This window comes from Mesorhizobium sp. LSHC420B00, from assembly GCF_000503055.1.
Lineage (GTDB): Bacteria > Pseudomonadota > Alphaproteobacteria > Rhizobiales > Rhizobiaceae > Mesorhizobium.
Genome location: NZ_AYVY01000020.1, coordinates 77,126 through 101,176, shown reverse-complemented (window position 1 = coordinate 101,176; position 24,051 = coordinate 77,126). Strand labels below are relative to the sequence as shown.

Here is a 24,051-nt window from a genome sequence, read left to right as displayed (position 1 = left end):
GCGTTAATAACAGCGCGAAGCAGTGCGCTCGCGATTTTCAATCGATTCGCGCTTCTCCGACGAAAGGGTTCGACTTGAACCTGCGTTGCTCTGGTGGTCTGCTGGGTACGGGTCAATTCTTTCAGGAGAAGCACGATGAGCGAACGTCTCGAGGACATTGCCGCCGCGATGGTGGCCAACGGCAAGGGCCTGCTGGCTGCCGACGAGAGCTCCGGCACTATCAAGAAGCGCTTCGACGTCATCGGCGTCGAGTCGACCGCCGACAGCCGCCGCGACTATCGCGAGATGATGTTCCGCGCCAGCGATGCAATGACCAAGTACATTTCCGGCGTTATCCTCTATGACGAGACCATCCACCAGAAGGCCGCCGACGGCACGCCGCTGGTCGACATCATCAAGGCATCAGGCGCCATTCCCGGCATCAAGGTCGACGCCGGCGCCAAGCCTCTGGCAAGATTTCCCGGCGATACCATCACCGAAGGCCTGGACGGCCTGCGCGAACGCCTCGCCGACTATTACAAGCTTGGCGCCCGCTTTGCCAAATGGCGCGCGGTAATCGACATCGATGTTGCCAAGGGGGTGCCTTCCGCCACCTCGATCGGCTCGAATGCCCATGCGCTCGCCCGTTACGCCGCGCTTTGCCAGGAAGCCGGCATCGTGCCGATCGTCGAGCCGGAGGTGCTGATGGACGGCGCTCATGACATCGACACTTGCTACGAGATCAGCAAGGCGACACTGACAAAGCTATACACCGAGCTCTATGCGGCCCGCGTCGTCCTCGAAGGCACCATCCTGAAGCCAAACATGGTTCTCGCCGGCAAGAAATCGGGCAAGGTCAGCAGCCCCGACGAGGTCGCCGAAAGGACGATAAAACTGTTCCGCGAGACGGTGCCAGCCGCGATCGGAGGCATCGCCTTCCTTTCGGGCGGACAATCGGACGAGCAAGCGACCGCCAACCTCAACGCCATCAACGCCATCGGCCCGCATCCGTGGAAGCTGACCTTCTCCTACGGCCGCGCCTTGCAGGCCGCTCCGCAGAAGGCCTGGAGCGGCAAGGCGGCGAACGTCGCCGCCGCGCAGGCCGCCTTCGCCCATCGCGCCCACATGAACCATCTGGCAGCGCTTGGACAATGGCAGCCGTCGCTGGAGCAAGCCGCTTAACCGAATCCATCTTGCGTTTCTCCCGACCCGGGCCACGTGCCCGGGTTTTGCTTGAAAGCAGCAAGGGCTGCAATTTTCTTGCAACTGAAAATGCAGCTCTGTGTCGGCATTCCTCGCTGCCGAACGTCCTCCGTGAAAAGAGGAGCAGACCTATGCCAAACAACAAGACCGTTTCGCAGGAAGACTGGTTTCAGGCGCACAAGGCGCATCTGGCGCGCGAAAAGGAATTGACGCGCTTTCGCGACCGCGTCGCCGCCGAACGCCGCGAATTGCCATGGCTGAAGATCCGCAAGGACTACGTCTTCGAGACCGAGCAAGGGCCAAAGAAACTGCCCGACCTGTTTGGCGGCAACAGCCAGTTGATCGTCTACCATTTCATGTTCGGGCCGGGCGCCGATTATCGTTGCGAGGGCTGCTCGTTCCTTGCCGACCACATCGACGGCGCCAACCAGCATCTCAGGCACCACGATGTTTCGCTTGTGGTGGTGGCGCGGGCTCCGCTGGCCGAGCTTCTGCCCTACAAGCAGCGCATGGGCTGGAAATTCGACTGGGTGTCGTCCTACGCCTCGGACTTCAACTTCGATATGCAGGTGTCATTCACCGACAAGCAGATCGCGGCCGGCGACACGACCTACAATTTCGAGCGGCGCGCGCGGAGATCGAAGGACCTTCCCGGCACCAGCGTGTTCTATCGCGACGAGAAAGGCGACATCTTCCTGACTTTCATCTCGCGCTCCAGAGGCGGCGATCCGCTGATCGGCGCCTATCACTATCTCGACCTGACGCCGAAAGGCCGCAACGAAACCGGGCCGCATCATAGCCTCGCCGACTGGGTGCGGCTGCATGACGAGTATGAAGACCAATCCGGGACGCATGACTGCTGCCATTGAGGCGACAGGCTGTCGCTGCAAGGTCGTTCACCTTCAGTGCAACATGCGCTAAGTGCTGTTCGCTGTGCCTTAAAAGGGATTTGCCATGCGGCGCTTTCCGACCCTTCTCACCTGGCTCGCCTTTCCGGTCTATGTCTGGCAAGGACTTGGCGTGCGTCGCCGCACCACCCGCATGCTGCCGGCACAAGGTCCGGTCATGCACGAGATATCAGGCCAGGCGCCGGCAATCTCGCTGCTGGTGCTCGGCGATTCCTCCGCCGCCTCAGTCGGCATCGGCAATTCCGAAAACGGATTGGCCGCGCAACTGGCCGTTCTAATTGCGCAACGCACCGGCCGCACCGTGCGCTGGCGGGCAGCCGGCTTCAACTCGGCAACCTCTGGCCAGATCCGCGATCATGTGCTGCCCAATCTGTCGGCCGATCCGTGGACGCATATCGTGCTCGCCATCGGCACCAACGACACCAAGAATTTTCATTCGGTACCGCGCTTCAAGCGCGATTTTGGCGGCCTGCTCTACGCGCTGCGCGCCAAATGGCCGGAGGCGCGCGTGGTGTGGTCGCCGGTGCTGGAGTTCACCCGGGCGCCGGCAATGCCGCCGCTGCTCGGCAAGATCCTCGAGATCCGCGCCGGCGAGATGAACCGGATGGGCGAGCGCCTTTGCCTCGAGCGCGGCGCCATACCGGCGCCCCGCCTGCCGATCACCGACGCCGAGGCCGGCTTTGCGTCGGATGGATTTCATGCTTCGGAAGCCGGCTACCGCGCCTGGGCGGAACATCTGGCCGGCTTGGTGCTCGCCAACGAACCGGGCGTCGCGTAGCGGCTGCCGGCACTAAAGCGCGTCGCGTTCGATTGGCCTCATGCGACGCTACTTTAGGTTCTTTGTTTTATGTATGTCGTTGGCGCAAAACCGCTGCACACTTTTGCGCGACATGCATTACGTCCAGTGTCCGAGCACCGCCGTAATCGAAATCGCCGCCATAGCCAACAGCGCCAGCTTCCAGAAATCGCTGCGCCGCTTCAGCCCCGGCCAGCCGAGCGGCTTGATGAGCTGGATGACCATCATGGCGATGATGACGAGCGCGAGAAGTTTCGACATGCAGCCTTTGATCAGCATCGCGGCTGGCTGTCAAAGCGGCTCCGCGATCGCGGTCTTTCCACCGCGGCACGCCTCTTTTCAGCACTGTTCGATCACTTCGGTGGACAAATCGGAACGCCGGTCGCGAGAGCCGCACCCTCCTGACAGACTGCTGTCAGTAGGGGTGTGCGATAGTGCCTGCATCGAAAGAGAGGAGACCAGCCATGAACGGTTTTACCATTCTGCGTAGCGTGCAGCACTATGTCGGCAAGATCCGGACGATGCGCAATGAGATCCGCACCCAGCGTTTCATGAACACCCTGCCGGCGGACATCCGCAAGGATATTGGCTGGCCGGACATGTATGGCGACCGCCACAATGGCGGCAATTGAGGCAATCTTTCTGCCCGGCGTCTGGATGCGGCCCGGCGATAAACAGGCATGCTGAAGCCTCCTGACAGTATGGTGTCAGGAGGCTCGTGCCATAGTGGGATGGCCGTCAGAGACGGACGGCCGAGAGGACGATCGATGAAAAGCTGGACCGACAGGCTGAACACGCCTGGCATCAACGGCATAACACCGTCGCCACGCACCATCGCTGATGTCGTCGAAGGCCAGCCGATGCTGGTTCCCACAGCTCGCCAGGTCGATGCATTCATCTGCGCCATCCCCGAAGGCATGGATATGGATATCCGGGCTTTGCGCACCGCGCTCGCCATCGAGCACGGTGCCGAGGTGACATGTCCGGTCACCATCGGCTATCATCTGCGTACCGTCGCCGAGGCCGCCAACGAGGATCTTGAGCGTGGCATGGCGCTGGGCGACATTGCGCCGTTCTGGCGGGTGCTCGACGCAAGCACGCCGACAACGAGGAAACTGTCCTTCGGCGCGGCCTCCGTCGCCGCGCAGCGCAAGCGCGAAGGGCTAGAGCAATAGACGCCGAGGGACCATACGATGCGCCGCGCCGACAGGCTCTTCCAGATCGTGCAGCACCTGCGCGGTGGCCGTCTGGTCACCGCCCAGAAGCTGGGCACGTGGCTCGAGGTTTCCGAGCGGACCATCTATCGCGACATCGCCGACCTGCAGTCGACCGGCGTGCCGATCGACGGCGAGGCCGGTGTCGGCTACATGATGAGGGAGGGTTTCGACCTTCCGCCGCTGATGTTCACGCGTGACGAGATCGTCGCGCTGGTCGCCGGCGCCCGCATGGTGCGCGCCTTTGGCGGCGCGGCCATGGCGCGAGCCGCCGACGAGGCGCTGGTCAAGATCGGCGCCGTGCTGCCCGACGCCGAAAAGGACCGCATCGCCCGCACCGAGATCCACACGCCGATGTGGGTGGTAAGCGACGCCGCCCGCGAAGCCATCGACCTGATTGAGCGGTCCATCGAGAAACGTCAGGTGCTGACCATCGACTATTCGGATGAGGCCGGCCGCAGCACCGCGCGCGACATCCGCCCACTCGGCCTGTGGTTCTGGGGCAAGGTGTGGACCTTGGTCGCCTGGTGCGAGATGCGCGGCGATTTCCGCGCCTTCCGCATCGACCGCATCGCCTCCGTGGTCATCGCCGGCCGCACCTTCAAGCCGGAGCGCGGCAAGCAGCTCGCCGATTTCTACCGCGCGGTGGAACGCAGCGAGGACTACGGCATGGCACCGGACCGGGCGGCGCGAAGCTGACACGGAAGATCGAAAAAAAAGCCCGCTTGAAAGCGGGCTTTTTGTTTTGGATGCGAGACCTCTATTCCTCTTCGTCCGTATCCTTGTCCTTCGACTTCAGCGCCGAAAGCTTGGCGAAGACGGCGTTGGCGTCGAGTTCGCGGTCCTCGTCCTTCGGCTTTTCCGGCGCCGGCACCAGCCGTTCGGTCAAGGCGGCCGGCAGCAGCGTATCGCCGACCGGCTGCGCCTGCTCGCGGCCGCGCGAGGCGCGGTTGATTTCCATGTCGAGGTCGATCTGCGACGTCAGGCCGAGCGTCACTGGATCCATCGGCTGGAGATTGGCGGAGTTCCAGTGTTTTCTGTCGCGGATCTGGTCGATCGTCGACTTCGTCGTGCCGACAAGGCGGGAAATCTGCGCATCCTTGAGCTCGGGATGGTTGCGCACCAGCCAGAGGATGGCGTTGGGCCGGTCCTGGCGCTTGGACAGCGGCGTGTAGCGCGGACCCTTGCGCTTGGATTCCGGCACCCGCACCTTGGGGTCGGAGAGCTTCAGCCGGTGGTTCGGGTCCTTCTCGGCGCGCGCGATCTCGTCGCGAGTGAGCTGGCCGGTCATGATCGGGTCCATACCCTTGATGCCTTGCGCCGATTCGCCGTCGGCGATCGCCTTGACCTCAAGCGGATGCAGTCCGCAGAACTGCGCGATCTGCTCGAAGGAAAGCGCTGTGTTGTCAACCAGCCAGACGGCGGTCGCTTTTGGCATCAGCAGCGTATTGGCCATTACAAAAATCCTTCTCGTTCGCCCGCGTTCCCGCGCGGGCGGTGGTTTACAGCCACCAAAATGGGAAAATCGCGGTCTATATAACTGCTCACTCGCCATTTCGCAATGTTTTTGGCAGGCGCGCGTCAAGGACGGCATGGCGGCGCGACCAGCAGACCGCGAAGGGTCGGCACATGAAGCCATGCAGTCGAAAGCTTCAAAAAGACAAAGCCCGCCAGACCAAGGTCGGGCGGGCTCGGAACCGACGACGGAAATCCGTCTGCTACGGCTCTGGCTTCTAAGGCTTGATCCCGAACCGCGGCTCGGCGTTGCGGAAAAGCAGCGCCCGGTCTTCGGACAGGATCGTGCTCGAGATCAAAGCCCTTGGCGGGCGATTCTCTCTATGTCGCCGCGGTTGATGCCGAGATCATTGAGCTGACGAGCGTTCAGCCGGTTCAGTTCGCGCACGGTTTCGTTGTACATGCGCCAGTTACGGAAAGCGCGGATCGGGTTCATGGTAGTCCTCCATCGTTTCGATGCCGCGCAAATAGGCATCGGCGATGAAAAATTGAACAGACGCTTTTGCATGGCGGCAATGCGTTTGTTGCATTGCACCATTAAGCCTTCGTTCAGCCTGTTTACCGGCCGTCAGGCGACATCGAGCACAATCTTGCCAATGTGCTCACCCTCCTCCATCCGCTCATGCGCCCGCCAGGCTTCCTTGAGCGGGAAGATCGTGTCCATCACCGGTGCAACCTTGCGCGTGCCGAGCAGCGGCCAAACCTGCGCCTCCAGCGCAGCCGCGACTGCCGCCTTGAAGTCCACCGTGCGTGGCCTGAGCAGCGAACCCGTGTGCACGAGTCGCTTGGCCATGATTTTGAAGAAATCGGCGCTCGCCACCGCTCCGCCCTGCGTCGCGATCTGGACGATGCGGCCCTCCACGGCCGCAGCCTCGTAGTTTCGCGCGACATAATCGCCGCCGACCATGTCGAGGATAACGTTGGCGCCCTTGCCGCCGGTTGCCTCCTTGACCGCGGCGACGAAGTCCTCCTCGCGGTAGTTGACCGCCCGGTCGGCACCGAGCTTGAGGCAGGCGTCGCATTTCTCCTTGCTGCCGGCGGTGGTGACGACATAAGCGCCGAAAGCGGCAGCAAGCTGAATCGCCGTCGTTCCGATACCCGATGAGCCGCCATGCACGAGCAGCGTCTCGCCGCTCTTCAGGCCGCCGCGCTCGAAGACATTGTGCCAAACAGTGAAGTAGTTTTCCGGCAGCGCCGCCGCTTCGGTGTAGGTAAAGCCGGCGGGCAGCGGCAGCACGCTGCCGGCATGAACCTTGACATATTCGGCATAGCCGCCGCCCGCCGTCAGCGCGCAGACCCGGTCGCCGACGCGCCAGCGCGATATCTCGTCGCCGAGGGCGGCGACTTCGCCCGCCGCTTCCAGGCCCGGCAGATCCGACGCACCTGGCGGCGGCGGATAGGCACCCTTGCGCTGCTGCACGTCGGGCCGGTTGACGCCGGCGGCACGCACCCGGATCAGGATCTCGCCAGGGCCGGGTACCGGCACGTCGCGGGTTTCCGGTTTCAGCACCCGCGGCCCGCCCGGCTCCGAGATGGCGATCGCCATCATCCTGGCCGGAATTTTCTGTGCGTTCGCCATGAATTTTCCCGTCGTGTTTCGCCGGTTTCTAGCGCCAGCTATTGCCTGCCATTTGCATCCATACCCCTGCCCTATGTATGCTCATTGGCAAATCAGGCAAATGGGCAATCACGGAGGAGCGACGATGGCGGTCTTCGACGACGAACCCAAGAAGAAAGCGCGCCCGCACGAGATCGGGCAGGATCTGTCGCTGCTTTCTGTCGATGAATTGTCCGAGCGGATCGGCATCCTGCGCGGCGAGATCGCCCGGCTGGAAGCCGAGCTCATGACCAAGGGCTCCACCAAGTCGGCGGCAGAGGCGCTGTTTCGCCGCGGATAGTACTGCGGGCAATTCCAAAAGCTCGGGCACGCCGCCGAAAAGCCCGAATGCCGCTGTCTCCAGACCTGTGCCCCGAACCCCAGCCGGATTGAACAATGTTCGCAAGCTACAGACCGATCCTCTCGCTGCTGCGCGGCACCGCGTTCCTGCTGGCGGCATCCGGGCTGCACGGGCTGCTGTTGCCGCTGCGCGGCCAGGTGGAGGGCTTCTCGACCGCATCGCTCGGCCTGATGGGCACGGCTTGGGCCGGCGGCTTCGTCACCGGCTGCTTCTTTGCGCCACGCATCGTGCGCCGCGCCGGTCATGTCAGGGCTTTCGGCGCCTTTGCCGCATCGGGAGCGATCGTCGCACTGCTCACCGGCCTGATCATTGATGAATATACCTGGATCCTGCTGCGCGCCTTCACCGGCTTCACCATGGCCGGTGCTTTCATGGTCATCGAAAGCTGGCTGAACGAGAAGGCCACCAACGAAAACCGCGGCACCGTCTTCGGCCTCTACATGATGGTCACCTATGCCTCGATCATGGGCGGTCAGATGATCGTTGCCGGCGGCGATGTGAAATCGGCGTCGCTATTCATGATCACCGGCATTCTGTTTTGCCTATCACTGATCCCGACGGCGGTCTCGACGGCGTCGCACCCCAAGCCGCTGCAGGACGTGTCGCTTGACGTCAAAGGGCTCTACGTCAATTCGCCGGTGTCGGCGATCGCCTGCGTGCTGATCGGCATCGCCAACGGCGCCTGGGGCACGCTTGGTGCCGTTTATGGAGCTCGCATCGGCATCTCGACGACCGAGATCGCGCTCATGATGAGCCTGGTGGTCATCGCCGGCGCCGCCATGCAGCTTCCGGCCGGGCGGCTCTCCGACACGACGGACCGTCGTTTCGTGCTGGCGGGCGCGGCTTTCGGCGCTGCGCTGTTCGCCATCGCCATCTTCCTGTTCGAACCGCGCTCCGGCGTCTTCGTTATCGTCTGCACCGCCGCCTACGGCGCCTTCGCCTACACGCTCTATTCGATCGCGGTGGCGCATGCCAACGACCATGCCCGATCGGAAGACTTCGTCAAAGTGTCGGGCGGCCTGCTGCTGCTTTATGGCTTCGGCACGATGATCGGCCCGCTGCTGGCCGCCGGCCTGATGGGCTGGATGCGTCCCGAGGGGCTGTTCCTGGCTACTGCGTTGGCGCATCTCTGCCTGGCCGCCTATACGCTGCTGCGCATCAGCCGTCGCGCGCCGGTGCCAATCGAAGGCCGCGATGCCTTCAAGACCCAGCCGGCCGACCGCTCGGTGACGCCGGAAGCGTTGCGGCTCGACCCGCGCAGAAAAGCTGAAACCGACGGTTGAGATTCGAGACGCTTTGCCCCACAAATAAGGCATGATGCTTTCCGACGCCTTCATGGCGATTGCCGATCCCAACCGGCGCTATCTCTTGGAAGAGCTCCGGCGCGGACCGAAGACCGTCAACGAACTGGCCTCTGGCTTGCCGGTGTCCCGCCCGGCCGTTTCGCAGCATCTGAAGGTGCTGCTTGATGCCGGGCTGGTCAACGCCAAGCCGGAAGGCACCAGGCGCGTCTATACGGTCAGCAATGCCGGCTTCCTAAAGCTCAACATCTGGCTCGACCAGTTCTGGGATGCAGAGCAGCTCGGTTCACCCGGAAGCTGAGAGGCGTCGTCCGCGCGTCGGGCAGCTCGTGCAGCCTCGGGCCTGGAGCAATTCCAGGAAAAGTGTGAAACGGTTTTCCGTCCGGAATTGCGCAAAAAACAAAAGGATAGAGCGGTTCGGCGTTTCCGTGAAACGATGAACCACTCTCTAGCCGTTGTTGTAGGGGAAGAGCTTGAAATAGGGCTGCGCTTCCTCGATCACACGGGCAACCGACGGGCGCCGCAGCAGCCGGTCGTGATAGCGCCTCACCGCAGGATATTTGTCGCCGAACGGCTCGACCTTGTTAGCGTAGAACAGCGCGGGGGCGGCGGCGCAGTCGGCCATGGTGAAGCTCCCGCCCACCGCCCATGTCCTCGACTGCATGTCCTGTTCGATGACGGCGTAGGAGCTGCGCAGCTGGGCGCGCGCCTGCTCGACGCCGAACGGATCGGTCTTGCCCTCCGGCCGCAGCCGGTCGCCGACGATCTTCTGCATCGGTTCCTGGACGTAGAAGTCATAGAAGCGGTCGGCGAGCCGGGTCTGGCGAGCGAGATCGACATCGGCGGGGATCAGTTCGGCCGGCCCAGGATAATACGCGTTGAGATATTCGATGACGATTGTCGATTCCGGCACGGTCCGATCCAGCGCTTCATCACGCAGTACCGGCATCTTGCCGAGCGGCCACAATTTCAGAAACGCCACGCGCGACTGTTCATTGCCGAGATCGACGACAACGGATGTGAATGGCGTGCCGTTCTCATAGAGCGCGATCAGCGGCTTCCAGCAGAAGGAGGCCAGTGGATGAAGATGCATAGTCAGGGACATTGGTTGTCGTTCCTTGGGTGGTTCGTCTCGCGGAAATTCGGTGTTGAGGTCAGGCTTGGTACTATTTGGCTTGGCTGTGGGTGACGATGGCATCGATGATCGCGGCCCAGTCGTCGGGATGCAGCTCGTGGCCGCCGCTCTCGATCCGGACCAGCCTTGCGCCGGCGACCGCGTCGGCAAGAGCGGCGCCATGCTCGACTGGAAAGATCGGATCGTCGGTGCCGTGGATAACGAGGAGCGGGATCTTCATCTCGTGCAGCCGCCCCGTCCAGTCCTCGCCGCTCCGATCTTCGCCGCTCCCATCTTCGCCGCTCTTGAGCATGAAATGATTGGTGGCGCTTAGAAAGCCGCCGGACCGGTCGTAATCCTGTTCGACGAAAGCCCGCGTGCGCTGCTCGTCGAATGAGCGTGCGGTGCCGGTGAGCGCATACGCGTCCTTGACGATGAAATCGACCGCCTGGCCACGGTCAGACCAGTCGACCTTCGCGCCTTCGTCCGAATGTTTCCTGTAGGCCTCGGTGGTTCCGGGCAGATGCGACGTATCAATGCCCAAGGGCGAGCTGCTGATCACCGTAAGCGAAGTGACACGCGACGGGTATTTCAACGCAACGAGCTGCGCAATCACGCCGCCCATCGACATGCCGACCACGTGCGCCTTTCGGATTCCCTGGTCGTCAAGGACGCGGATGGCATCGTCCGCCATGTCGTCGAATGTATAAGGCGGCTCGCCCGGCGCGTATTTCGTCGAACGGCCGGTATCGCGATTGTCATAGCGGACCACGAAGCGACCCTCGCCGGCCAGCTTCCGGCAAAACGCTTCCGGCCACCAGAGCATGGAAGCCATGGCGCCCATGATCAACAATACCGCCGGATGTGCCGGATCGCCGAACGTCTGGGATACGATTTCGGGGTGTCCGGCGTTTCTCATGGCTTTCCTCCTCGGGTCGCGAATCTGATTGCAATTTGCAATCGGTTGCACGATATTAAAACCGATACGATAATGCAACCGGTTTTTGGAGATTCGCATGAACATCGATCGCCGGTCCGGATGTCCGATCAATCTGTCGCTCGAAGTGTTCGGCGATCGGTGGAGCCTGATCATCCTTCGCGACATCATCTTCGGCGGCAGACGCCACTTTCGCGAGCTGCTCAATGGCTCGATGGAGGGCATCGCCTCCAACATCCTCGCCGACCGGCTGAAACGGCTGATGGAGCTCAGCATGCTGACCAAGGCGGACGATCCCTCCCACAAGCAGAAGGCGATCTACAGCCTGACCGAAATGGCTATTACGCTGGTGCCGATCCTGGCGCATCTCGGCGCCTGGGGCCGCGTCTGGCTCCCGGTCAGCGAAGAGCTCTCTATCCGTGCCGAGCTTCTGGAAAAAGGCGGCCCGCCGATGTGGGATAAGTTCATGAACGAGTTGCGCCACGAGCATCTAGGTGCGTCTCCCGCCCCATCTGGACCCACCGTGCGCGCGACCTTGCAGGCCGCATACGATGCGGTGATCGCCCGCAATGCGGAGCGAGTCGGGTGCGATCCGGCGCCATGACCAACTTATTTTCCCAATTGCGGGCTGGCTCTGCTATCAAGGGACTGAAGATAATTTACCGGATTGGATAACGCTCTTGGTCGAGAACTCTAAGGACACTGCCCGTGCGCGGGCCGATTTGCGTTTCAAGAAACAGGAAGAGGCAGCCACGGTGCGCCAGAAGGCCATGGCGGAATATGTCGCCGAGAGCGACGCTCGCCAGGCCAAAACCAACAAGCTGCGGGCGCTGCGCCTCGCCAAGGAAGCGGAAGACCTGGCCAATGCGCCTCCGGCGCCGGTGAAAAAGTCCCGCGCCAAGAAGAAATAAGCCGGCGCTCCTTGGATCGCATTGCTTCGTTTCGTACGCGGAACAGTTTTCACCGCGATCTGTTCTGCCGGTTGATAACTGGCGCGTTTAGGAGGCGGCCATGACCGCACTGACGCTCGACAAAGCCCTTGAGATCATCGCCGCCGCCTTTGCCAAGGGTGCCGAGCTCAAGCTCAGGCCGCTTGGCGTCTCGGTGCTCGATGCCGGCGCCCATCTGGTCTCGTTCCAGCGTCAGGACGGCGCCTCGTTCCTGCGTCCGCAAATGTCGGCCGGCAAGGCCTATGGAGCGCTCGCTATCGGCATGGGCTCGCGCCGGGTGGAGGCTTTCGCCAAGGAGCGCCCGCATCTGATAGCCGGCGTCTCCGACGTGTCGGGCGGACGCGTCCTGCCGGTCGTCGGCGGCGTGCTGATCCGCGATAAGGCTGGCACGATCATCGGCGCCGTCGGCATTTCCGGCGATACGTCGGACAATGATGAAACGGCAGCCATCGCTGGCATCGAGGCGGCTGGCTTCACCGCCGACCCGGGCTGAGCCGGAATCCTTAATTCATGTTGATGTCGCGGCTGGCCGACCGCATCGACACCGAAAAGCCGGCCAGCACGTCGATCAGTGCTATGACCATCAGTGTGAAGAAAACGGAATGGGCGGCGCCCTTCACCAGCAGGAATTCGACCAGATAGGCCACAAAGACGAAGGTCGACAAAAGGTGGTCCATGATCGAGGCATTTGTCGTTCGCGTCGACTTCACCACTTCGACGAACAAGAAGATCAATGCGATCAGCACGATGAGATCGCCGAGGGTCATCGAGAACACCCCGCCCGACATCATCCGGACCGAAAACATTTCGGTCGCCCACGGGTCGTCGCCGCTGCCGAATATTCCCAGAAGCCCGAGATTGTAGAGAATGAAAGGCACGATCAGCAGCGGAATGGCACCGAACATGTGGCGGCTCCGGTTGGACTGATCTTTGTAGAGTGCGCCCGGCGTTCGCCGTCAAGAATTTTCGTGCGGCCCATAAACACGGACAAAGACGGCGTGAAACAACAATGTCAGCCCCGGTCGACACGATCAGTTGTCGACGAACGCAAAAAGACCGGCCAGTAGCCGGTCTTTTGCAATAATAAACCGTCGAAAGCTGTCTCAGCTTTCCTTCGGCTCCAGCACCTGGCGACCGCGATACATGCCGGTCTTCAGGTCGATATGGTGCGGACGGCGCATCTCGCCGGAGTTCTTGTCCTCGACATAGGTCGGGGCCTTCAGTGCGTCGGCGGAACGGCGCATGCCGCGCTTCGACGGAGAGGTTTTTCGTTTCGGAACGGCCATGGATATGCTCCACTACATGGTCAAAACGCCCCGGCGGCCCTCGTGAAAGGGCCACGTCAGGGGCCGGAATCTGAGAAAGTCGGCTGCCTATACACGCCCGATGGCGTTTTGGCCAGCGTCGCGGTGTTTTTTTTTGACACTATCGCAGGCAGCCGACATAGGCGCCGGCGCGGCCCGCGCGCCGTTCGATCAACGCGGCAAGCCGCCTCAGTCCCGGCCCGGGCTTCGCCGGATTGCGCACGATCGGGTTCGGCAAGGTGACGGCAAGCAGCGCTGCCTGTCGGCGCGACAGCTGTTTTGCCGAGACGCCGAAATGATGTTGGGCGGCGGCCTCGATGCCGTAGATGCCCGGTCCCCATTCGGCGATGTTGAGGTAGATCTCCATGATCCGCCGTTTCGACAGCACCGCATCGAAATAGACGGCCAGCGGCAGTTCGACGACCTTACGGACCGAGCCCAACGGCCGCGACCATAGATAAAGGTTCTTTACCGTCTGCATGGTGATGGTCGAGGCGCCACGCGTCATCTCGCCGGCGAGCGCATCGTCGACGACGCCGCGCAACTCGCCTAGATCGACGCCGCGATGGAAACAGAACTGCCCGTCCTCCGACATGATGACCGAATATGCCAGCACCGGCGCCACATCATCGATAGAAACCCAGCGCCGATCGTAGCCGGAAAACGTCGCGAGGTCCTTCAGCATCAATGTCGACACCGGGTGCACGAATGACGGCAGGTACAGAAAGGTCAGAACCACCGGCATCAGCGCCAGCACGATGGCGACAGCGATGCCGCGCCGGACCCAGCGTTGAAGACCGATGCGGCTGCCGCGTCTCGGTCTCGCCATGTCCAACCCTTCGGTTTCGTGATCGACGATCGGTTCCGCCAAGCCACCCAATCCGCGCTACTCCCTGCCCCCGGCATAATGGCGCTTGGCTTCTTGCGCAACGTCTGAGTGTCGGCTACCGCTCCCGACCATGACGAAAGACGACCAAATGGCGTTCGAGGCTGCACTTATTGCCCGGGCAGTTCCGCTCGAGGCGCTGCTGAGGCGGTTGCTCGACGGACGCACGCTTTCAGGCGAGATCGCGCGGCCGGAACGCCTGATGGCCGCGATGCGACATGGCGTTCTGAACGGCGGCAAACGACTGCGCCCCTTCCTGGTCATGGAAAGTTCTGCACTGTTTTCAGCCGACGTCGAGCCGGCGCTGCGCGTCGCGGCAGCGCTCGAATGCGTGCACTGCTATTCGCTCATCCATGACGATCTGCCGGCCATGGACGATGACGATATGCGCCGTGGCCAGCCGACCGTGCACAGGGCTTTCGATGAAGCGACCGCCATTCTTGCCGGCGACGCCTTGTTGACGCTTGCCTTCGACATCCTTGCCGACGAGGCGACAATGCTGCCGGCCGAGCGCAGGGCAGCGCTGGTGCTGGCATTGGCCCGCGCCGCAGGGGCCGGCAGCATGGTCGGCGGCCAGATGCTCGATCTCGAGGCCGAACAAAGCCGGCCGGACGAGGCTGGCATCATTCGGCTTCAGGCGATGAAAACCGGTGCGCTGATCCGCTTTGCCTGCGAAGCGGGCGCCATCGTTGCCGGCGCGCCGTCGGGCGACCGCGAAAGGCTGGCCGAGTTCGGCTCGGCGATCGGGCTTGCCTTTCAGCTTGCCGACGATCTGCTCGACCTGACCGCCGACGCGCATCAGATGGGCAAGGCAACCGGCAAGGATGCCNAAGGATGCCGCGGCCGGCAAGGCGACGCTGGTCGCGCTGCACGGACCGGACTGGGCGCGGGACCAGCTCCATGGCCTCGTCGACCAAGCTCATGCGCTGCTCGAGCCCTATGGCGAACAAGCCGCGCTTCTGAAACAAGCGGCGCAGTTCGTTGCGGCCCGCAACAATTAAGCTGCCCCCTATGGCGCGCCGTACAGCCACGGAGAATTGGCGACTGTTCGGCCAGATGCCCTCGCAGCCGGCCGATCGGGATGATTTCCGGCGATGTCGGACCACATGGACTCGCCACGCCAGTTGCCGAACCATTCTTCAGCCTCGCGGCAGGGCTCCGCGGCTCGGGTCGACGCGGTCAGCCTTCGCCAGTTGTCTTTTCCACCACGGGCTGCGGAACCGGTTCCATTTCGGCCACCGCCTCGACCGCTCGCGCTTCGGCCGGCTTGCGCCGGTTGCGGATGAAGGCGGCGATACGGTCGCGGATTTCGCCGGCGCTGAGGAACACCGGAACGCGTGCCACCGGCGCGGTCGGCTCGAAGGATAGGCCAAGGCCGGTGATCCTGCCCTTGTCGTCGACGTCGCGGACGATCAGCTCGATCGGACCGAGCAGCACGCGGTCGGCATATTCGGCGTGGCCGCCGAGCCGCGCCGTGACCAGATCGCCAATGGTGAGCTTGCGTTCCGCTTCGGTCAGGCCCGGCGCGTAGGCGGTCTCCAGTTCCTCGGCGGAGCGTGACGGATCGACGGCAAAGGCGCCGAAGAAATCCGCATCCTCGGGATCGACCACGGCACGGCTGGCGAACAGCTTGTCGAGCAGGCGCGGATAGCGGTCCGGCACGAAGATGTAGACATGATCGCCAGCCGCCAGCCGGCCCATATCCTGGAAGCGCATCGAGCGTCCGTCTCGCAGCACAAGCGACGGCCGCGCCCAGCGCGGAATGCGTTCGCCCCGCGCCACCGGGCTGCCGGGTGCCACACGGTAGGCAAGAAGCTCATGATGGGCGGAGCCCGGCAGTTCCAATTCGACCTTGTCGAGCGGTCCCAGGCGGGCCGGCACGATAAGGCCGAGGCGGCGCGCCAGCGGCCCGACGGTCCATCCCTGGATGACCAGAGAGACCAGCACGATGATGAAGGCGGTGTTGAAGATGAGGCGGCCGTTCTCAAGACCGCCGAGCAGCGGCGTGATAGCAAGCAGGATCGACACGGCGCCACGCAGGCCAACCCATGAGACAAAGGCGACTTCCGGGCGTGGCAGACGGAACGGCACCAGGCATAGCCAGACGGCGACTGGCCGTGCGACAAATATCAGGAACAGTCCGAGCAGCACCGCCGGCACCAGGATCGCCGGAAATTGCGAAGGCGTCGCGAACAGGCCGAGGATCAGGAACATGATGATCTGCGCCAACCACGACATCCCGTCCTGAAAGCGCTTGAGGATGGTGACAGCCCGGATATCGGAATTGCCGGCGATGAGGCCGGCGAGATAGACCGCCAGGAAGCCGGAGCCGCCGACGGCGCCGGCGGCGGCAAACACCATCAGCGACAGCGTCAGCACGAAGATCGGCAGCAGGCCGTGATCTAGATTGAGGCGATCGACAAGGCGCACGATGGCCATGCCGCCGAGAATACCGATGACCGCACCGAGCCCCATGTTGACAAGGAAACCGACGGCAAGATCGGTAACCAGCACCTTGGCCTCGGGGTGGGTGTTGGCGGCGATGACCTCGACCAGCGTGATGGTCAGGAAGATGGCGATCGGGTCATTGGTGCCGGATTCCACTTCGAGCGTCGAACGCACGCGCTCGCGCAAATTGATCTCGCCGGCGCGCAGCAGGAAGAACACCGCCGCGGCGTCGGTCGAGGCGACGGCGGCACCGAGCAGGAAGGATTCCAGCCATGTCAGGTCGAGCAAATAATAGGCGGCGGCGCCGAACAAGCCAGTGGTCAAAAGGACGCCGAAGGTCGCCAGCGACAGCGCCGGCCCGGCCGCCTGCCGCAAGGCATTGAGCGGCGTGCCGAAGCCGGAATCGAAAAGGATGACCGCCAGCGCCAATGAGCCGGCAAAATAGGCAAATCGGGCATTGTCGAAATGGATGCCGAGACCGTCGGTTCCGGTGGCAAGGCCGATGCAGAGAAACAGCAGCAGGAGGGGGGCGCCGAAACGGAAGGCGATCAGGCTCGAAAACGCGGCGGCAACGACAAGTGCTGCGCCAACGAGCGTCACCAGATAGATACCATGCTCCATTCGTTGGTCGCCCCTAGTCGATATGCTCCGGCATCACGGGAGAGTGGGGCGAAGACATGGCCGCTGCAAGGCAGCAGCGCGGCTTTTCGCCCTACGCTGCCGATAGTCGAATGTTTTGGCACCTCCGAGCAGCTGAGGCTGCCTCGGGGGGGCGTGCTGCAACGAAAAACGCCCGGACTGAGCCGGGCGTTGTCCAAGTCGAGAAGATGGTTCTGCGATCAGGCGATGGTCTTGCCGAAGGCGACAGCGGTGTCGCCCATGCGGTTGGAGAAGCCCCACTCATTGTCGTACCAGGCCAGCACCGAAACGAAATTGCCGTCCATGACCTTGGTCTGGTCGAGCGCCACGATCGAGGAGTGCGGATCGTGGTTGAAGTCGATAGAAACATTGGGATGACGAGTGACGGCAAGGATGTCCTTCAGCTTGCCGTTCGAAGCCGCGATTACCGCGTCGTTGATTTCCTGGACGGTGGTCGACCGCTTGGCGATGAACTTGAAATCGACCAGCGAGACGTTCGGGGTCGGCACGCGGATGGAGATGCCGTCGAGCTTGCCCTTGAGCTCGGGCAGTACCAGGCCGATGGCCTTGGCGGCACCGGTCGAGGTCGGAATCTGCGAAAGCGCGGCGGCGCGGGCGCGGTAGAGGTCCTTGTGCATGGTGTCCAGCGTCGGCTGGTCGCCAGTATAGGAGTGGATCGTCGTCATCATGCCCTTCTCGATGCCGACGGCCTCATTCAGCACGGCCGCCAGCGGCGCCAAGCAGTTGGTGGTGCAGGAGGCGTTCGAGATGACGATGTGGTCCTTGGTCAGCTTGTCGTGATTGATGCCATAGACGACGGTGAGGTCGGCCCCCTCCGCCGGAGCGGAGACGAGAACGCGCTTGGCACCGGCGGTCAGATGGGCGGCGGCCTTGTCGCGGGCGGTGAAGATGCCGGTGCATTCGAGCGCGATGTCGATGCCGAGTTCCTTCCACGGCAGTTGCGTCGGATCCTTGATCGCGGTGACCTTGAATTTTTCCTTGCCGACGATGATCTGATCGCCGTCAACCGTCACCTCATGCGGAAAGCGGCCATGCACGCTGTCGAAGCGCAGCAGATGCGCGTTGGTCTCGACCGGGCCGAGATCGTTGACGGCGACGACGTCGATATCCTTGCGGCCGGATTCGTGGATGGCGCGCAGGATGTTGCGGCCGATGCGGCCGAATCCATTGATGGCAACTCTGACGGTCATTGTTCTCTCCCTGGGAGTTGGGGGCCGAAGATCAAGTCCGCAGCTTCATAACGGCGGACGGGCAAAGAATCCAGCCGCCGAGGCTCGGATTTAAATCGATTAGTGCTCCGCCGGCCGGCAAAACCGCTATGCCAGCCTTTGCGGATCGGGGCTTAATTTCATTTGCCGTGCAGACGGGCTTCCGCCGCCTTCACCGTTGCTTCGGCGGTGATGCCGAAATGCGGATAGAGCTGTTCGATCGTGCCGGAGGCGCCGAAGCCGGTCATACCGATAAAGATGCCTTCGGTGCCGATGAAATAATCCCAGCCCTGACGGATGCCGGCTTCGATGGCAATCTTGAGCGGCGCATTGCCGATCATCCTGCTGCGATAGTCGGCGCTCTGCTTGTCGAACAATTCGAAGCACGGCACCGAGACGACGCGGGTAGCATGGCCGTGCTTTTCCAGCGCCTCGCGCGCGGCCAGGGCGATCTCGACCTCGGAGCCCGAAGCGAAGATTGTCACCGCCGCCTCGCCACTTGCGGCGGCAAGTTCATAGGCGCCGCGGCTGGAGAGGTTTTCCGCAACGAAGTCGTTGCGTACCGTCGGCAGGTTCTGCCGGGTCAGCGCCAAAGTCGAAGGCGTCTTTTCCGATTCAATGGCCAGCTGCCAGCATTCCGCGGTTTCCACCGCGTCGGCCGGGCGGAAGACATTGTGGTTCGGGATGGCGCGAAGTGCTGCCAGATGCTCGACCGGCTGATGGGTCGGGCCGTCTTCGCCAAGGCCGATGGAATCATGGGTCATGACGAAGATCGAGCGGATGCCCATCAACGAGGCAAGCCGCATCGCCGGACGGGCATAATCGGAAAAGCACATGAAGGTGCCGCCATAGGCGACAATGCCGCCATGCAGCGTCAGCCCGTTGAGCGCGGCCGCCATGCCGTGCTCGCGAATGCCGTAGTGGACATAGCGCTGGCCGTAATCGTCGGCAGTGATGTTCTTGGTCTGGCTGGTCTTGGTGTTGTTGGAGCCGGTCAAATCGGCCGAGCCGCCGATGGTTTCGGGCACGGCGCCGTTGATGACCTCCAGCGCCATTTCCGACGATTTGCGGGTGGCGACCTTCGGCTTGTCGGCGGCGAGCTTCTTCTTGTAATCGCCAATGACAGCATCGAAGTTGGCCGGCAGCGTGCCACCGATGCGGCGTTCGAATTCGCCGCGCAATTTGGTGTCGGCCTTGGCAAGGCGGCTTTCCCAGTCGGTGCGCGCCTTGACGCCGGCCCGGCCGGCGGTACGCCATGCGTCGAGGATATCGGCCGGAACCTCGAACGGCGGATAATCCCAGCCGAAGAATTTTCTGGCGCCGGCGATTTCCTCGGCGCCGAGCGGCGAGCCATGCGCCTTGTTGGTACCGGCCTTGGTCGGCGCGCCGAAGCCGATCGTCGTCTTGCAGGCAATCATCGTCGGCTTGTCGGAGTGGCGGGCCGCTTCAATGGCATAGGCGATCGCTTCCGGGTCCTGGCCGTCGATATGGCTGGCGTTCCAGCCGGACGCCTGGAAGCGGGCGACCTGATCGGTGTTGTCGGCCAGCGACACCGGGCCGTCGATGGAGATGTTGTTGTTGTCCCAGAAGACGATCAGCTTGTTCAGCTTCAGATGTCCGGCAAGCGCGATGGCTTCCTGGGACACGCCTTCCATCAGGCAGCCGTCACCGGCCAGCACATAGGTGTAGTGGTCGACGAGATCGTTGCCGAAAGCGGCATTCATGATGCGCTCGCCGAGCGCGAAACCGACCGAATTGGCAAGGCCCTGGCCGAGTGGGCCCGTCGTCGTCTCGATGCCGGCGGCATGGCCGTATTCCGGGTGGCCCGCGGTCCTCGACCCCAATTGGCGGAACTGCTTGATCTGGTCGATGGTGATGTCTTCGTAGCCGTTCAGATAGAGCAGCGAGTAAAGCAGCATCGAGCCGTGGCCGGCCGACAGGATAAAGCGGTCGCGATCCGGCCAATGCGGGTTCTTCGGATCGTATTTGAGAAAGCGGGTGAACAGCACGGTGGCGATGTCGGCACAGCCCATGGGCAGCCCGGGGTGGCCGGAGTTTGCCTTCTCGACGGCGTCCATGGCGAGAAAACGGATCGCATTGGCCATCCGGTCATGTTGTTCGCGCGAGGTCATGCTTCCTCCAAAATGGGGGTTTGGGCCTTGGGAAAGCCCTTGAAAAGGGTGCGCGACACATAGCAGGCGCGGCCTTTTAGTCAACAAATCGGTGTGCTTTTGCCGGTCTTGTGATGGCCATGCACCACTTACATTAGCGTTAGCAGGGGACAGTCGCGATCGCTTTATTGACGTGCGGTTCACACGGCGCGTAATGTTTCAGGGATAACGCGTTCTGAACGTGGATGATTCGGTGATGGGCAGGGCGCAGGACGAAAGCCATGACCGGGGAAACGACCCTCAAGGAAGTCATTGCCAGGCTGGGTAAGGCCATCGAAGGGCTGGAAAACGCCGTCGCGGCCAAGCTCGAGCACGAGCGGGACTATTCGGAAGCCGAGGCCGAAGTGCAGCGGATGAACGCCGACCGCTCGCGGCTGGCGCAGGAACTCGACAATTCCGAGGCCCGCGCCGAACGGCTGGAAGATGCCAACAAGGAAGTGTCGCGAAGGCTGGTGACAGCCATGGAGACCATCCGCGCGGTACTGGACAGGTAGGCCAATGGCACAAGTCACGGTTTCCATCGACGGCAAGCAGTATCGGATGGCCTGCGACGAGGGCCAGGAAGAGCATCTGATCGATCTTGCCGAGCGCTTCGACCGCTATGTCTCGCATCTGAAGGATTCTTTTGGCGAGATCGGCGACCAGAGGCTGACCGTGATGGCCGGCATCATGGTCATGGACGAGCTTTCAGAACTGCAAAAGCGGGTCAAGGGCATGGAAAGCGAAGTGCTGACGCTGCGCAAGACGCGCGACGACGCACTGACCAAGGCCGACAAGAACGATTCCGTGCTGACCGGGGCGCTCGGCGCGTTGGCCCAGCGCATGGAAGACCTGACGACGACGTTAGCAGTGAGCAAGGCCTGAGCCAGCGCAGCGAAAATTCCTGCTGCATTTGCCGAGAAGCAATGAAAATATTTCGCCGCCGGCCTCGATGCCGGCGCAACAGCCGTTTGAAGGATGACGCCGGAGTGGTAGAAAGGCAAAAGCAGCGCCGGTCAACGCCGGCTGCGATCTGCACTCACAAGGTAGGGACATGTCATGAGCCTCCGCATCAACGATATCGCGCCGGACTTCACCGCTGAGACCACGCAAGGACCGATCAGCTTCCATGAATGGATCGGCGACGGCTGGGCGGTATTGTTCAGCCATCCGAAGAACTTTACGCCGGTTTGCACAACCGAACTCGGCACGATGGCCGGGCTCGAAGGCGAGTTCAGGAAGCGCAACGTTAAGATCATCGGCATCTCGGTCGATCCCGTCGAAAGCCATGGAAAGTGGCAGAACGACATCAAGACGGCGACCGGCCATTCGGTGAACTACCCGCTGATCGGCGACAAGGATCTCAAGGTCGCCAAGCTTTACGAGATGCTGCCGGCGGGTGCCGGCGAGAGCTCGGAGGGCCGCACGCCCGCCGACAATGCCACGGTGCGTTCGGTCTACGTCATCGGGCCCGACAAGAAGATCAAGCTGGTCCTCACCTATCCGATGACGACGGGCCGCAACTTCGACGAAATCCTGCGCGCCATCGATTCCATGCAACTGACCGCCAAGCACCAGGTGGCGACGCCGGCGAACTGGAAGCAGGGCGAGGACGTCATCATCACCGCTGCTGTCTCGAATGAGGATGCCATCAAGCGCTTCGGCGCCTACGAGACAATCCTGCCATATCTCAGGAAAACCAAGCAGCCTTCCGCCTGAGCAGGCAGAGGCGGCACGGAGAAATTTTTGGTTTTCCTAGCCGTGTGAGCACGGGGTGCTTGACGACGCCTGGTTGACGGACAACCATGCCTTTCATTTGCCGTGGCTGAGAAAATCATTCCTGCCACGGTGAGAGATCAAGGGGGCTGGGATTGGACGCATTATCGGCTAGGTCGCAGGTCACCGGCTTCTATGACAAGCCGAGCGGGTCCGTCCAGTATGTGGTCGCCGACATGGCGACCCGCAAATGCGCCATCATCGATCCGGTGCTCGACTTCGACGAAAGGTCCGGTGCAACGGCAACGAAAAACGCCGACGCCCTGCTCGACTTCGTCAGGGAAAGCGGGCTGGAGGTCGAGTGGATCCTCGACACGCATCCGCATGCCGACCATTTGTCCGCCGTCCATTATCTGAGGGGGAGAACCGGAGCGCCGACGGCAATCGGCGAGAGGATCATCGACGTCCAGAAATTGTGGAAGGTGATCTACAACTGGCCGGAATTCCCCGCCGACGGTTCGCAATGGGACAGGCTGTTCGCCGACGGCGCGACTTTTTCGGTCGGCGGCCTTCCGGCAAGAGTGCTGTTTTCGCCGGGCCACACCCTGGCCTCGATTACTTACGTCATCGGCGACGCCGCCTTCATCCACGACACGCTGTTCATGCCGGACAGCGGCACCGCAAGGGCAGACTTTCCCGGCGGCAGCGCCGAGCGGCTCTGGCGTTCGATCGAGGACATCCTGGCACTGCCGGACGAGACACGTCTGTTCGTCGGTCACGACTACCAGCCGGGTGACCGCGAAGCGCGCTGGGAAAGCACGGTCGCGGAACAGAAAGGCGGCAACATCCATGTTGCCGGCTGCAAGACGGAAGCCGACTTCGTCGCGCTCCGCCAAGCCCGCGACAGGACGTTGCCGATGCCGCGGCTGATCCTGCACGCGCTGCAGGTCAATATGAATGGCGGACGCCTGCCGGAACCGGAATCCAACGGGCGGCGCTATCTGAAATTTCCGCTCGATTGCCTGTGAGGAGATGGGTCGTTGGCACTACAATGCCATTCAAACTCTGCGATGGTCATCCAAGTTATTGATCCAGATTCGATTTTTGCGATGTTTGAATCCGAGAGGTCCATGCGGGAAGACGGTGGCGGCAGCCGGATGAGGAGCGGCGCAGACGCCAGCTAAGTGTTTAGTCCAGCGTCAGGGTTTTGTTCGGCGGGCTAAATGTTCATACGTGATTTGCCAAGGATCGCTCTCGGAAGATCTTTCCTCGCCGATCCAATGGAAGCTGTTGGCAGTGATCTCAGTGAAACGCCATCGAGTTTTCAGACCGCGCGAGTCATTGCCGAGCTGGACAATGTCCTTACCCTCGGCCCGGCCGATCTGGCGCGAGTGATCCCGGTTGAGCGGGTCGTTCCATATGATATGCCAGCCATCGATCCCAGGGTCGAAGATGCGCAAGGTTGTGCCATACATCGCGGACGGAGCAGGGCGCTTGGGCCTGATCCAAACGTCCTGAACCGCGCGGCCTTCGAGCACCCAGCCAAAATGGCATTCTCCATTCCATTTCTGGATTGTCCCGTCATCGAGGTAGTGGACCGTGTCCATTTCCCAGCTTCCAATTAGCCATCCATACAGGTCCATGTCTTTCGCTCGGTCGGCTGGGGGACCTTCGGATCCGAGAGCGGTCAGAAACGGAGAAATCGTCATCGTCATACTGCCTTTCGTTTCCGAACAGACGAGTTCAACTGCCCGGCGCGGCCCGGCGGCCCGTTGTCGCCCGCCTGCCGCAAGCGCCGCCTTGT

Annotated in this window: 29 protein-coding genes and 1 pseudogene; 17 read left to right on the top strand and 13 right to left on the bottom strand. The window is 62.4% G+C overall.

Translation table 11 applies throughout. The features are described from left to right. Nucleotides 1–135 precede the first annotated feature (135 nt). From X760_RS63525 to X760_RS63515, 3 genes are all read left to right on the top strand, one after another. Nucleotides 136–1,161 carry a class I fructose-bisphosphate aldolase gene (locus X760_RS63525; protein ID WP_023720982.1) on the top strand — a complete coding sequence of 342 codons (1,026 nt, stop codon included), beginning with the start codon at nt 136–138 and terminating at the stop codon, nt 1,159–1,161. Between the two features lie 152 nt (nt 1,162–1,313). Then, nucleotides 1,314–2,051 (top strand): thioredoxin family protein, encoded by a 738-nt coding sequence (locus X760_RS63520; RefSeq protein ID WP_023720981.1) that lies wholly within the window; start codon nt 1,314–1,316, stop codon nt 2,049–2,051. An 85-nt stretch (nt 2,052–2,136) separates the two neighbouring features. Beyond that, nucleotides 2,137–2,868 (top strand): SGNH/GDSL hydrolase family protein, encoded by a 732-nt coding sequence (locus X760_RS63515; RefSeq protein WP_023720980.1) that lies wholly within the window; start codon nt 2,137–2,139, stop codon nt 2,866–2,868. 117 nt (nt 2,869–2,985) lie between these two features. Here the strand turns inward: X760_RS63515 and X760_RS63510 are convergent, their stop codons facing one another. Next, complete coding sequence (locus X760_RS63510; RefSeq protein WP_008873884.1) at nt 2,986–3,147, bottom strand: hypothetical protein; 162 nt, start codon at nt 3,145–3,147, stop codon at nt 2,986–2,988. Nucleotides 3,148–3,350: 203 nt separating this feature from the next. On the opposite strand from X760_RS63510, the gene X760_RS75120 reads away from it, so the two are divergent. The 3 genes from X760_RS75120 to X760_RS63500 all read left to right on the top strand — a co-directional run bounded on the left by X760_RS75120 (nt 3,351) and on the right by X760_RS63500 (nt 4,799). Further along, nucleotides 3,351–3,518, top strand: coding sequence for a hypothetical protein (locus X760_RS75120; protein ID WP_023720979.1), 168 nt, complete (start codon nt 3,351–3,353; stop codon nt 3,516–3,518). Nucleotides 3,519–3,653: 135 nt separating this feature from the next. Beyond that, complete coding sequence (locus tag X760_RS63505) at nt 3,654–4,061, top strand: hypothetical protein (RefSeq protein ID WP_023720978.1); 408 nt, start codon at nt 3,654–3,656, stop codon at nt 4,059–4,061. An 18-nt stretch (nt 4,062–4,079) separates the two neighbouring features. Then, nucleotides 4,080–4,799, top strand: a complete 720-nt coding sequence (locus tag X760_RS63500) for a YafY family protein (RefSeq protein WP_023678491.1) — start codon at nt 4,080–4,082, stop codon at nt 4,797–4,799. Between the two features lie 61 nt (nt 4,800–4,860). Here the strand turns inward: X760_RS63500 and X760_RS63495 are convergent, their stop codons facing one another. The 3 genes from X760_RS63495 to X760_RS63490 all read right to left on the bottom strand — a co-directional run bounded on the left by X760_RS63495 (nt 4,861) and on the right by X760_RS63490 (nt 7,194). Beyond that, nucleotides 4,861–5,556, bottom strand: a complete 696-nt coding sequence (locus X760_RS63495; protein ID WP_023720977.1) for a DUF1013 domain-containing protein — start codon at nt 5,554–5,556, stop codon at nt 4,861–4,863. 354 nt (nt 5,557–5,910) lie between these two features. Further along, nucleotides 5,911–6,051 (bottom strand): DUF1127 domain-containing protein, encoded by a 141-nt coding sequence (locus X760_RS75115; RefSeq protein WP_023720976.1) that lies wholly within the window; start codon nt 6,049–6,051, stop codon nt 5,911–5,913. 132 nt (nt 6,052–6,183) lie between these two features. After that, the gene (locus X760_RS63490) at nt 6,184–7,194 is read right to left on the bottom strand and encodes an NAD(P)H-quinone oxidoreductase (protein ID WP_031194545.1); all 1,011 of its coding nucleotides are present in this window, start codon (nt 7,192–7,194) and stop codon (nt 6,184–6,186) included. A 124-nt stretch (nt 7,195–7,318) separates the two neighbouring features. Between X760_RS63490 and X760_RS63485 the strand changes: the two genes are divergently transcribed. The 3 genes from X760_RS63485 to X760_RS63475 all read left to right on the top strand — a co-directional run bounded on the left by X760_RS63485 (nt 7,319) and on the right by X760_RS63475 (nt 9,175). Next, nucleotides 7,319–7,513, top strand: a complete 195-nt coding sequence (locus tag X760_RS63485) for a DUF1192 domain-containing protein (RefSeq protein WP_023720974.1) — start codon at nt 7,319–7,321, stop codon at nt 7,511–7,513. A gap of 95 nt (nt 7,514–7,608) precedes the next feature. Continuing rightward, nucleotides 7,609–8,856: an MFS transporter gene (locus tag X760_RS63480; protein ID WP_023720973.1), complete on the top strand. Its 1,248-nt coding sequence runs from the start codon at nt 7,609–7,611 to the stop codon at nt 8,854–8,856. Between the two features lie 31 nt (nt 8,857–8,887). Then, nucleotides 8,888–9,175 (top strand): metalloregulator ArsR/SmtB family transcription factor, encoded by a 288-nt coding sequence (locus X760_RS63475; RefSeq protein WP_023720972.1) that lies wholly within the window; start codon nt 8,888–8,890, stop codon nt 9,173–9,175. Between the two features lie 147 nt (nt 9,176–9,322). Here the strand turns inward: X760_RS63475 and X760_RS63470 are convergent, their stop codons facing one another. Beyond that, nucleotides 9,323–9,979: a glutathione S-transferase family protein gene (locus X760_RS63470; RefSeq protein WP_023720971.1), complete on the bottom strand. Its 657-nt coding sequence runs from the start codon at nt 9,977–9,979 to the stop codon at nt 9,323–9,325. Nucleotides 9,980–10,040: 61 nt separating this feature from the next. Further along, nucleotides 10,041–10,907, bottom strand: a complete 867-nt coding sequence (locus X760_RS63465) for an alpha/beta hydrolase (RefSeq protein WP_023720970.1) — start codon at nt 10,905–10,907, stop codon at nt 10,041–10,043. A 97-nt stretch (nt 10,908–11,004) separates the two neighbouring features. On the opposite strand from X760_RS63465, the gene X760_RS63460 reads away from it, so the two are divergent. The 3 genes from X760_RS63460 to X760_RS63450 all read left to right on the top strand — a co-directional run bounded on the left by X760_RS63460 (nt 11,005) and on the right by X760_RS63450 (nt 12,368). Next, nucleotides 11,005–11,529, top strand: coding sequence for a helix-turn-helix domain-containing protein (locus X760_RS63460; protein ID WP_023720969.1), 525 nt, complete (start codon nt 11,005–11,007; stop codon nt 11,527–11,529). A gap of 76 nt (nt 11,530–11,605) precedes the next feature. Continuing rightward, a complete protein-coding gene (locus X760_RS63455; protein ID WP_023720968.1) occupies nt 11,606–11,836 on the top strand; it encodes a hypothetical protein in 231 nt (76 codons plus the stop codon). A 100-nt stretch (nt 11,837–11,936) separates the two neighbouring features. Then, on the top strand, nt 11,937–12,368 hold the full coding sequence (locus X760_RS63450; protein ID WP_023720967.1) for a heme-binding protein: 432 nt from the start codon (nt 11,937–11,939) through the stop codon (nt 12,366–12,368). A 10-nt stretch (nt 12,369–12,378) separates the two neighbouring features. Here the strand turns inward: X760_RS63450 and X760_RS63445 are convergent, their stop codons facing one another. From X760_RS63445 to X760_RS63435, 3 genes are all read right to left on the bottom strand, one after another. After that, nucleotides 12,379–12,780, bottom strand: a complete 402-nt coding sequence (locus X760_RS63445) for a hypothetical protein (RefSeq protein ID WP_023720966.1) — start codon at nt 12,778–12,780, stop codon at nt 12,379–12,381. Between the two features lie 198 nt (nt 12,781–12,978). After that, complete coding sequence (gene rpmF, locus X760_RS63440; protein ID WP_006203806.1) at nt 12,979–13,161, bottom strand: 50S ribosomal protein L32; 183 nt, start codon at nt 13,159–13,161, stop codon at nt 12,979–12,981. A gap of 139 nt (nt 13,162–13,300) precedes the next feature. Further along, entirely contained in the window at nt 13,301–14,059 is a 759-nt protein-coding gene (locus X760_RS63435) for a transglycosylase domain-containing protein (RefSeq protein ID WP_031194544.1), read from the bottom strand. Nucleotides 14,060–14,138: 79 nt separating this feature from the next. Here X760_RS63435 and X760_RS63430 point away from each other — a divergent pair. Beyond that, nucleotides 14,139–15,066, top strand: a pseudogene (locus tag X760_RS63430) (polyprenyl synthetase family protein). A 178-nt stretch (nt 15,067–15,244) separates the two neighbouring features. Here the strand turns inward: X760_RS63430 and X760_RS63425 are convergent. The 3 genes from X760_RS63425 to tkt form a co-directional block, all read right to left on the bottom strand. Further along, nucleotides 15,245–17,134 (bottom strand): potassium/proton antiporter, encoded by a 1,890-nt coding sequence (locus X760_RS63425; RefSeq protein ID WP_023720962.1) that lies wholly within the window; start codon nt 17,132–17,134, stop codon nt 15,245–15,247. A 218-nt stretch (nt 17,135–17,352) separates the two neighbouring features. Further along, nucleotides 17,353–18,363, bottom strand: coding sequence for a type I glyceraldehyde-3-phosphate dehydrogenase (gene gap / locus X760_RS63420; protein WP_023720961.1), 1,011 nt, complete (start codon nt 18,361–18,363; stop codon nt 17,353–17,355). Between the two features lie 158 nt (nt 18,364–18,521). Further along, complete coding sequence (gene tkt, locus X760_RS63415; RefSeq protein ID WP_023720960.1) at nt 18,522–20,513, bottom strand: transketolase; 1,992 nt, start codon at nt 20,511–20,513, stop codon at nt 18,522–18,524. Nucleotides 20,514–20,773: 260 nt separating this feature from the next. On the opposite strand from tkt, the gene X760_RS63410 reads away from it, so the two are divergent. The 4 genes from X760_RS63410 to X760_RS63395 all read left to right on the top strand — a co-directional run bounded on the left by X760_RS63410 (nt 20,774) and on the right by X760_RS63395 (nt 23,275). Then, a complete protein-coding gene (locus X760_RS63410; protein ID WP_006200774.1) occupies nt 20,774–21,046 on the top strand; it encodes a DUF4164 domain-containing protein in 273 nt (90 codons plus the stop codon). 4 nt (nt 21,047–21,050) lie between these two features. Continuing rightward, the gene (locus X760_RS63405; protein ID WP_023720959.1) at nt 21,051–21,416 is read left to right on the top strand and encodes a cell division protein ZapA; all 366 of its coding nucleotides are present in this window, start codon (nt 21,051–21,053) and stop codon (nt 21,414–21,416) included. Nucleotides 21,417–21,590: 174 nt separating this feature from the next. Then, entirely contained in the window at nt 21,591–22,250 is a 660-nt protein-coding gene (locus tag X760_RS63400; protein ID WP_023720958.1) for a peroxiredoxin, read from the top strand. Nucleotides 22,251–22,402: 152 nt separating this feature from the next. Continuing rightward, nucleotides 22,403–23,275, top strand: a complete 873-nt coding sequence (locus X760_RS63395) for an MBL fold metallo-hydrolase (RefSeq protein ID WP_023720957.1) — start codon at nt 22,403–22,405, stop codon at nt 23,273–23,275. Between the two features lie 171 nt (nt 23,276–23,446). On the opposite strand, the gene X760_RS63390 is transcribed toward X760_RS63395, so the two are convergent. Further along, complete coding sequence (locus X760_RS63390; protein WP_036245367.1) at nt 23,447–23,962, bottom strand: hypothetical protein; 516 nt, start codon at nt 23,960–23,962, stop codon at nt 23,447–23,449. Between the last annotated feature and the right edge of the window lie 89 nt (nt 23,963–24,051).

Bases quoted from the DNA above. Each gene is read 5' to 3' on its own strand.
- X760_RS63525 (WP_023720982.1), top strand. From the start codon at position 136: ATGAGCGAACGTCTCGAGGACATTGCCGCCGCGATGGTGGCCAACGGC.
- X760_RS63520 (WP_023720981.1), top strand. From the start codon at position 1,314: ATGCCAAACAACAAGACCGTTTCGCAGGAAGACTGGTTTCAGGCGCAC.
- X760_RS63515 (WP_023720980.1), top strand. From the start codon at position 2,137: ATGCGGCGCTTTCCGACCCTTCTCACCTGGCTCGCCTTTCCGGTCTAT.
- X760_RS63510 (WP_008873884.1), bottom strand. From the start codon at position 3,147: ATGTCGAAACTTCTCGCGCTCGTCATCATCGCCATGATGGTCATCCAG.
- X760_RS75120 (WP_023720979.1), top strand. From the start codon at position 3,351: ATGAACGGTTTTACCATTCTGCGTAGCGTGCAGCACTATGTCGGCAAG.
- X760_RS63505 (WP_023720978.1), top strand. From the start codon at position 3,654: ATGAAAAGCTGGACCGACAGGCTGAACACGCCTGGCATCAACGGCATA.
- X760_RS63500 (WP_023678491.1), top strand. From the start codon at position 4,080: ATGCGCCGCGCCGACAGGCTCTTCCAGATCGTGCAGCACCTGCGCGGT.
- X760_RS63495 (WP_023720977.1), bottom strand. From the start codon at position 5,556: ATGGCCAATACGCTGCTGATGCCAAAAGCGACCGCCGTCTGGCTGGTT.
- X760_RS75115 (WP_023720976.1), bottom strand. From the start codon at position 6,051: ATGAACCCGATCCGCGCTTTCCGTAACTGGCGCATGTACAACGAAACC.
- X760_RS63490 (WP_031194545.1), bottom strand. From the start codon at position 7,194: ATGGCGAACGCACAGAAAATTCCGGCCAGGATGATGGCGATCGCCATC.
- X760_RS63485 (WP_023720974.1), top strand. From the start codon at position 7,319: ATGGCGGTCTTCGACGACGAACCCAAGAAGAAAGCGCGCCCGCACGAG.
- X760_RS63480 (WP_023720973.1), top strand. From the start codon at position 7,609: ATGTTCGCAAGCTACAGACCGATCCTCTCGCTGCTGCGCGGCACCGCG.
- X760_RS63475 (WP_023720972.1), top strand. From the start codon at position 8,888: ATGATGCTTTCCGACGCCTTCATGGCGATTGCCGATCCCAACCGGCGC.
- X760_RS63470 (WP_023720971.1), bottom strand. From the start codon at position 9,979: ATGTCCCTGACTATGCATCTTCATCCACTGGCCTCCTTCTGCTGGAAG.
- X760_RS63465 (WP_023720970.1), bottom strand. From the start codon at position 10,907: ATGAGAAACGCCGGACACCCCGAAATCGTATCCCAGACGTTCGGCGAT.
- X760_RS63460 (WP_023720969.1), top strand. From the start codon at position 11,005: ATGAACATCGATCGCCGGTCCGGATGTCCGATCAATCTGTCGCTCGAA.
- X760_RS63450 (WP_023720967.1), top strand. From the start codon at position 11,937: ATGACCGCACTGACGCTCGACAAAGCCCTTGAGATCATCGCCGCCGCC.
- X760_RS63445 (WP_023720966.1), bottom strand. From the start codon at position 12,780: ATGTTCGGTGCCATTCCGCTGCTGATCGTGCCTTTCATTCTCTACAAT.
- rpmF (WP_006203806.1), bottom strand. From the start codon at position 13,161: ATGGCCGTTCCGAAACGAAAAACCTCTCCGTCGAAGCGCGGCATGCGC.
- X760_RS63425 (WP_023720962.1), bottom strand. From the start codon at position 17,134: ATGGAGCATGGTATCTATCTGGTGACGCTCGTTGGCGCAGCACTTGTC.
- gap (WP_023720961.1), bottom strand. From the start codon at position 18,363: ATGACCGTCAGAGTTGCCATCAATGGATTCGGCCGCATCGGCCGCAAC.
- tkt (WP_023720960.1), bottom strand. From the start codon at position 20,513: ATGACCTCGCGCGAACAACATGACCGGATGGCCAATGCGATCCGTTTT.
- X760_RS63410 (WP_006200774.1), top strand. From the start codon at position 20,774: ATGACCGGGGAAACGACCCTCAAGGAAGTCATTGCCAGGCTGGGTAAG.
- X760_RS63405 (WP_023720959.1), top strand. From the start codon at position 21,051: ATGGCACAAGTCACGGTTTCCATCGACGGCAAGCAGTATCGGATGGCC.
- X760_RS63400 (WP_023720958.1), top strand. From the start codon at position 21,591: ATGAGCCTCCGCATCAACGATATCGCGCCGGACTTCACCGCTGAGACC.
- X760_RS63390 (WP_036245367.1), bottom strand. From the start codon at position 23,962: ATGACGATGACGATTTCTCCGTTTCTGACCGCTCTCGGATCCGAAGGT.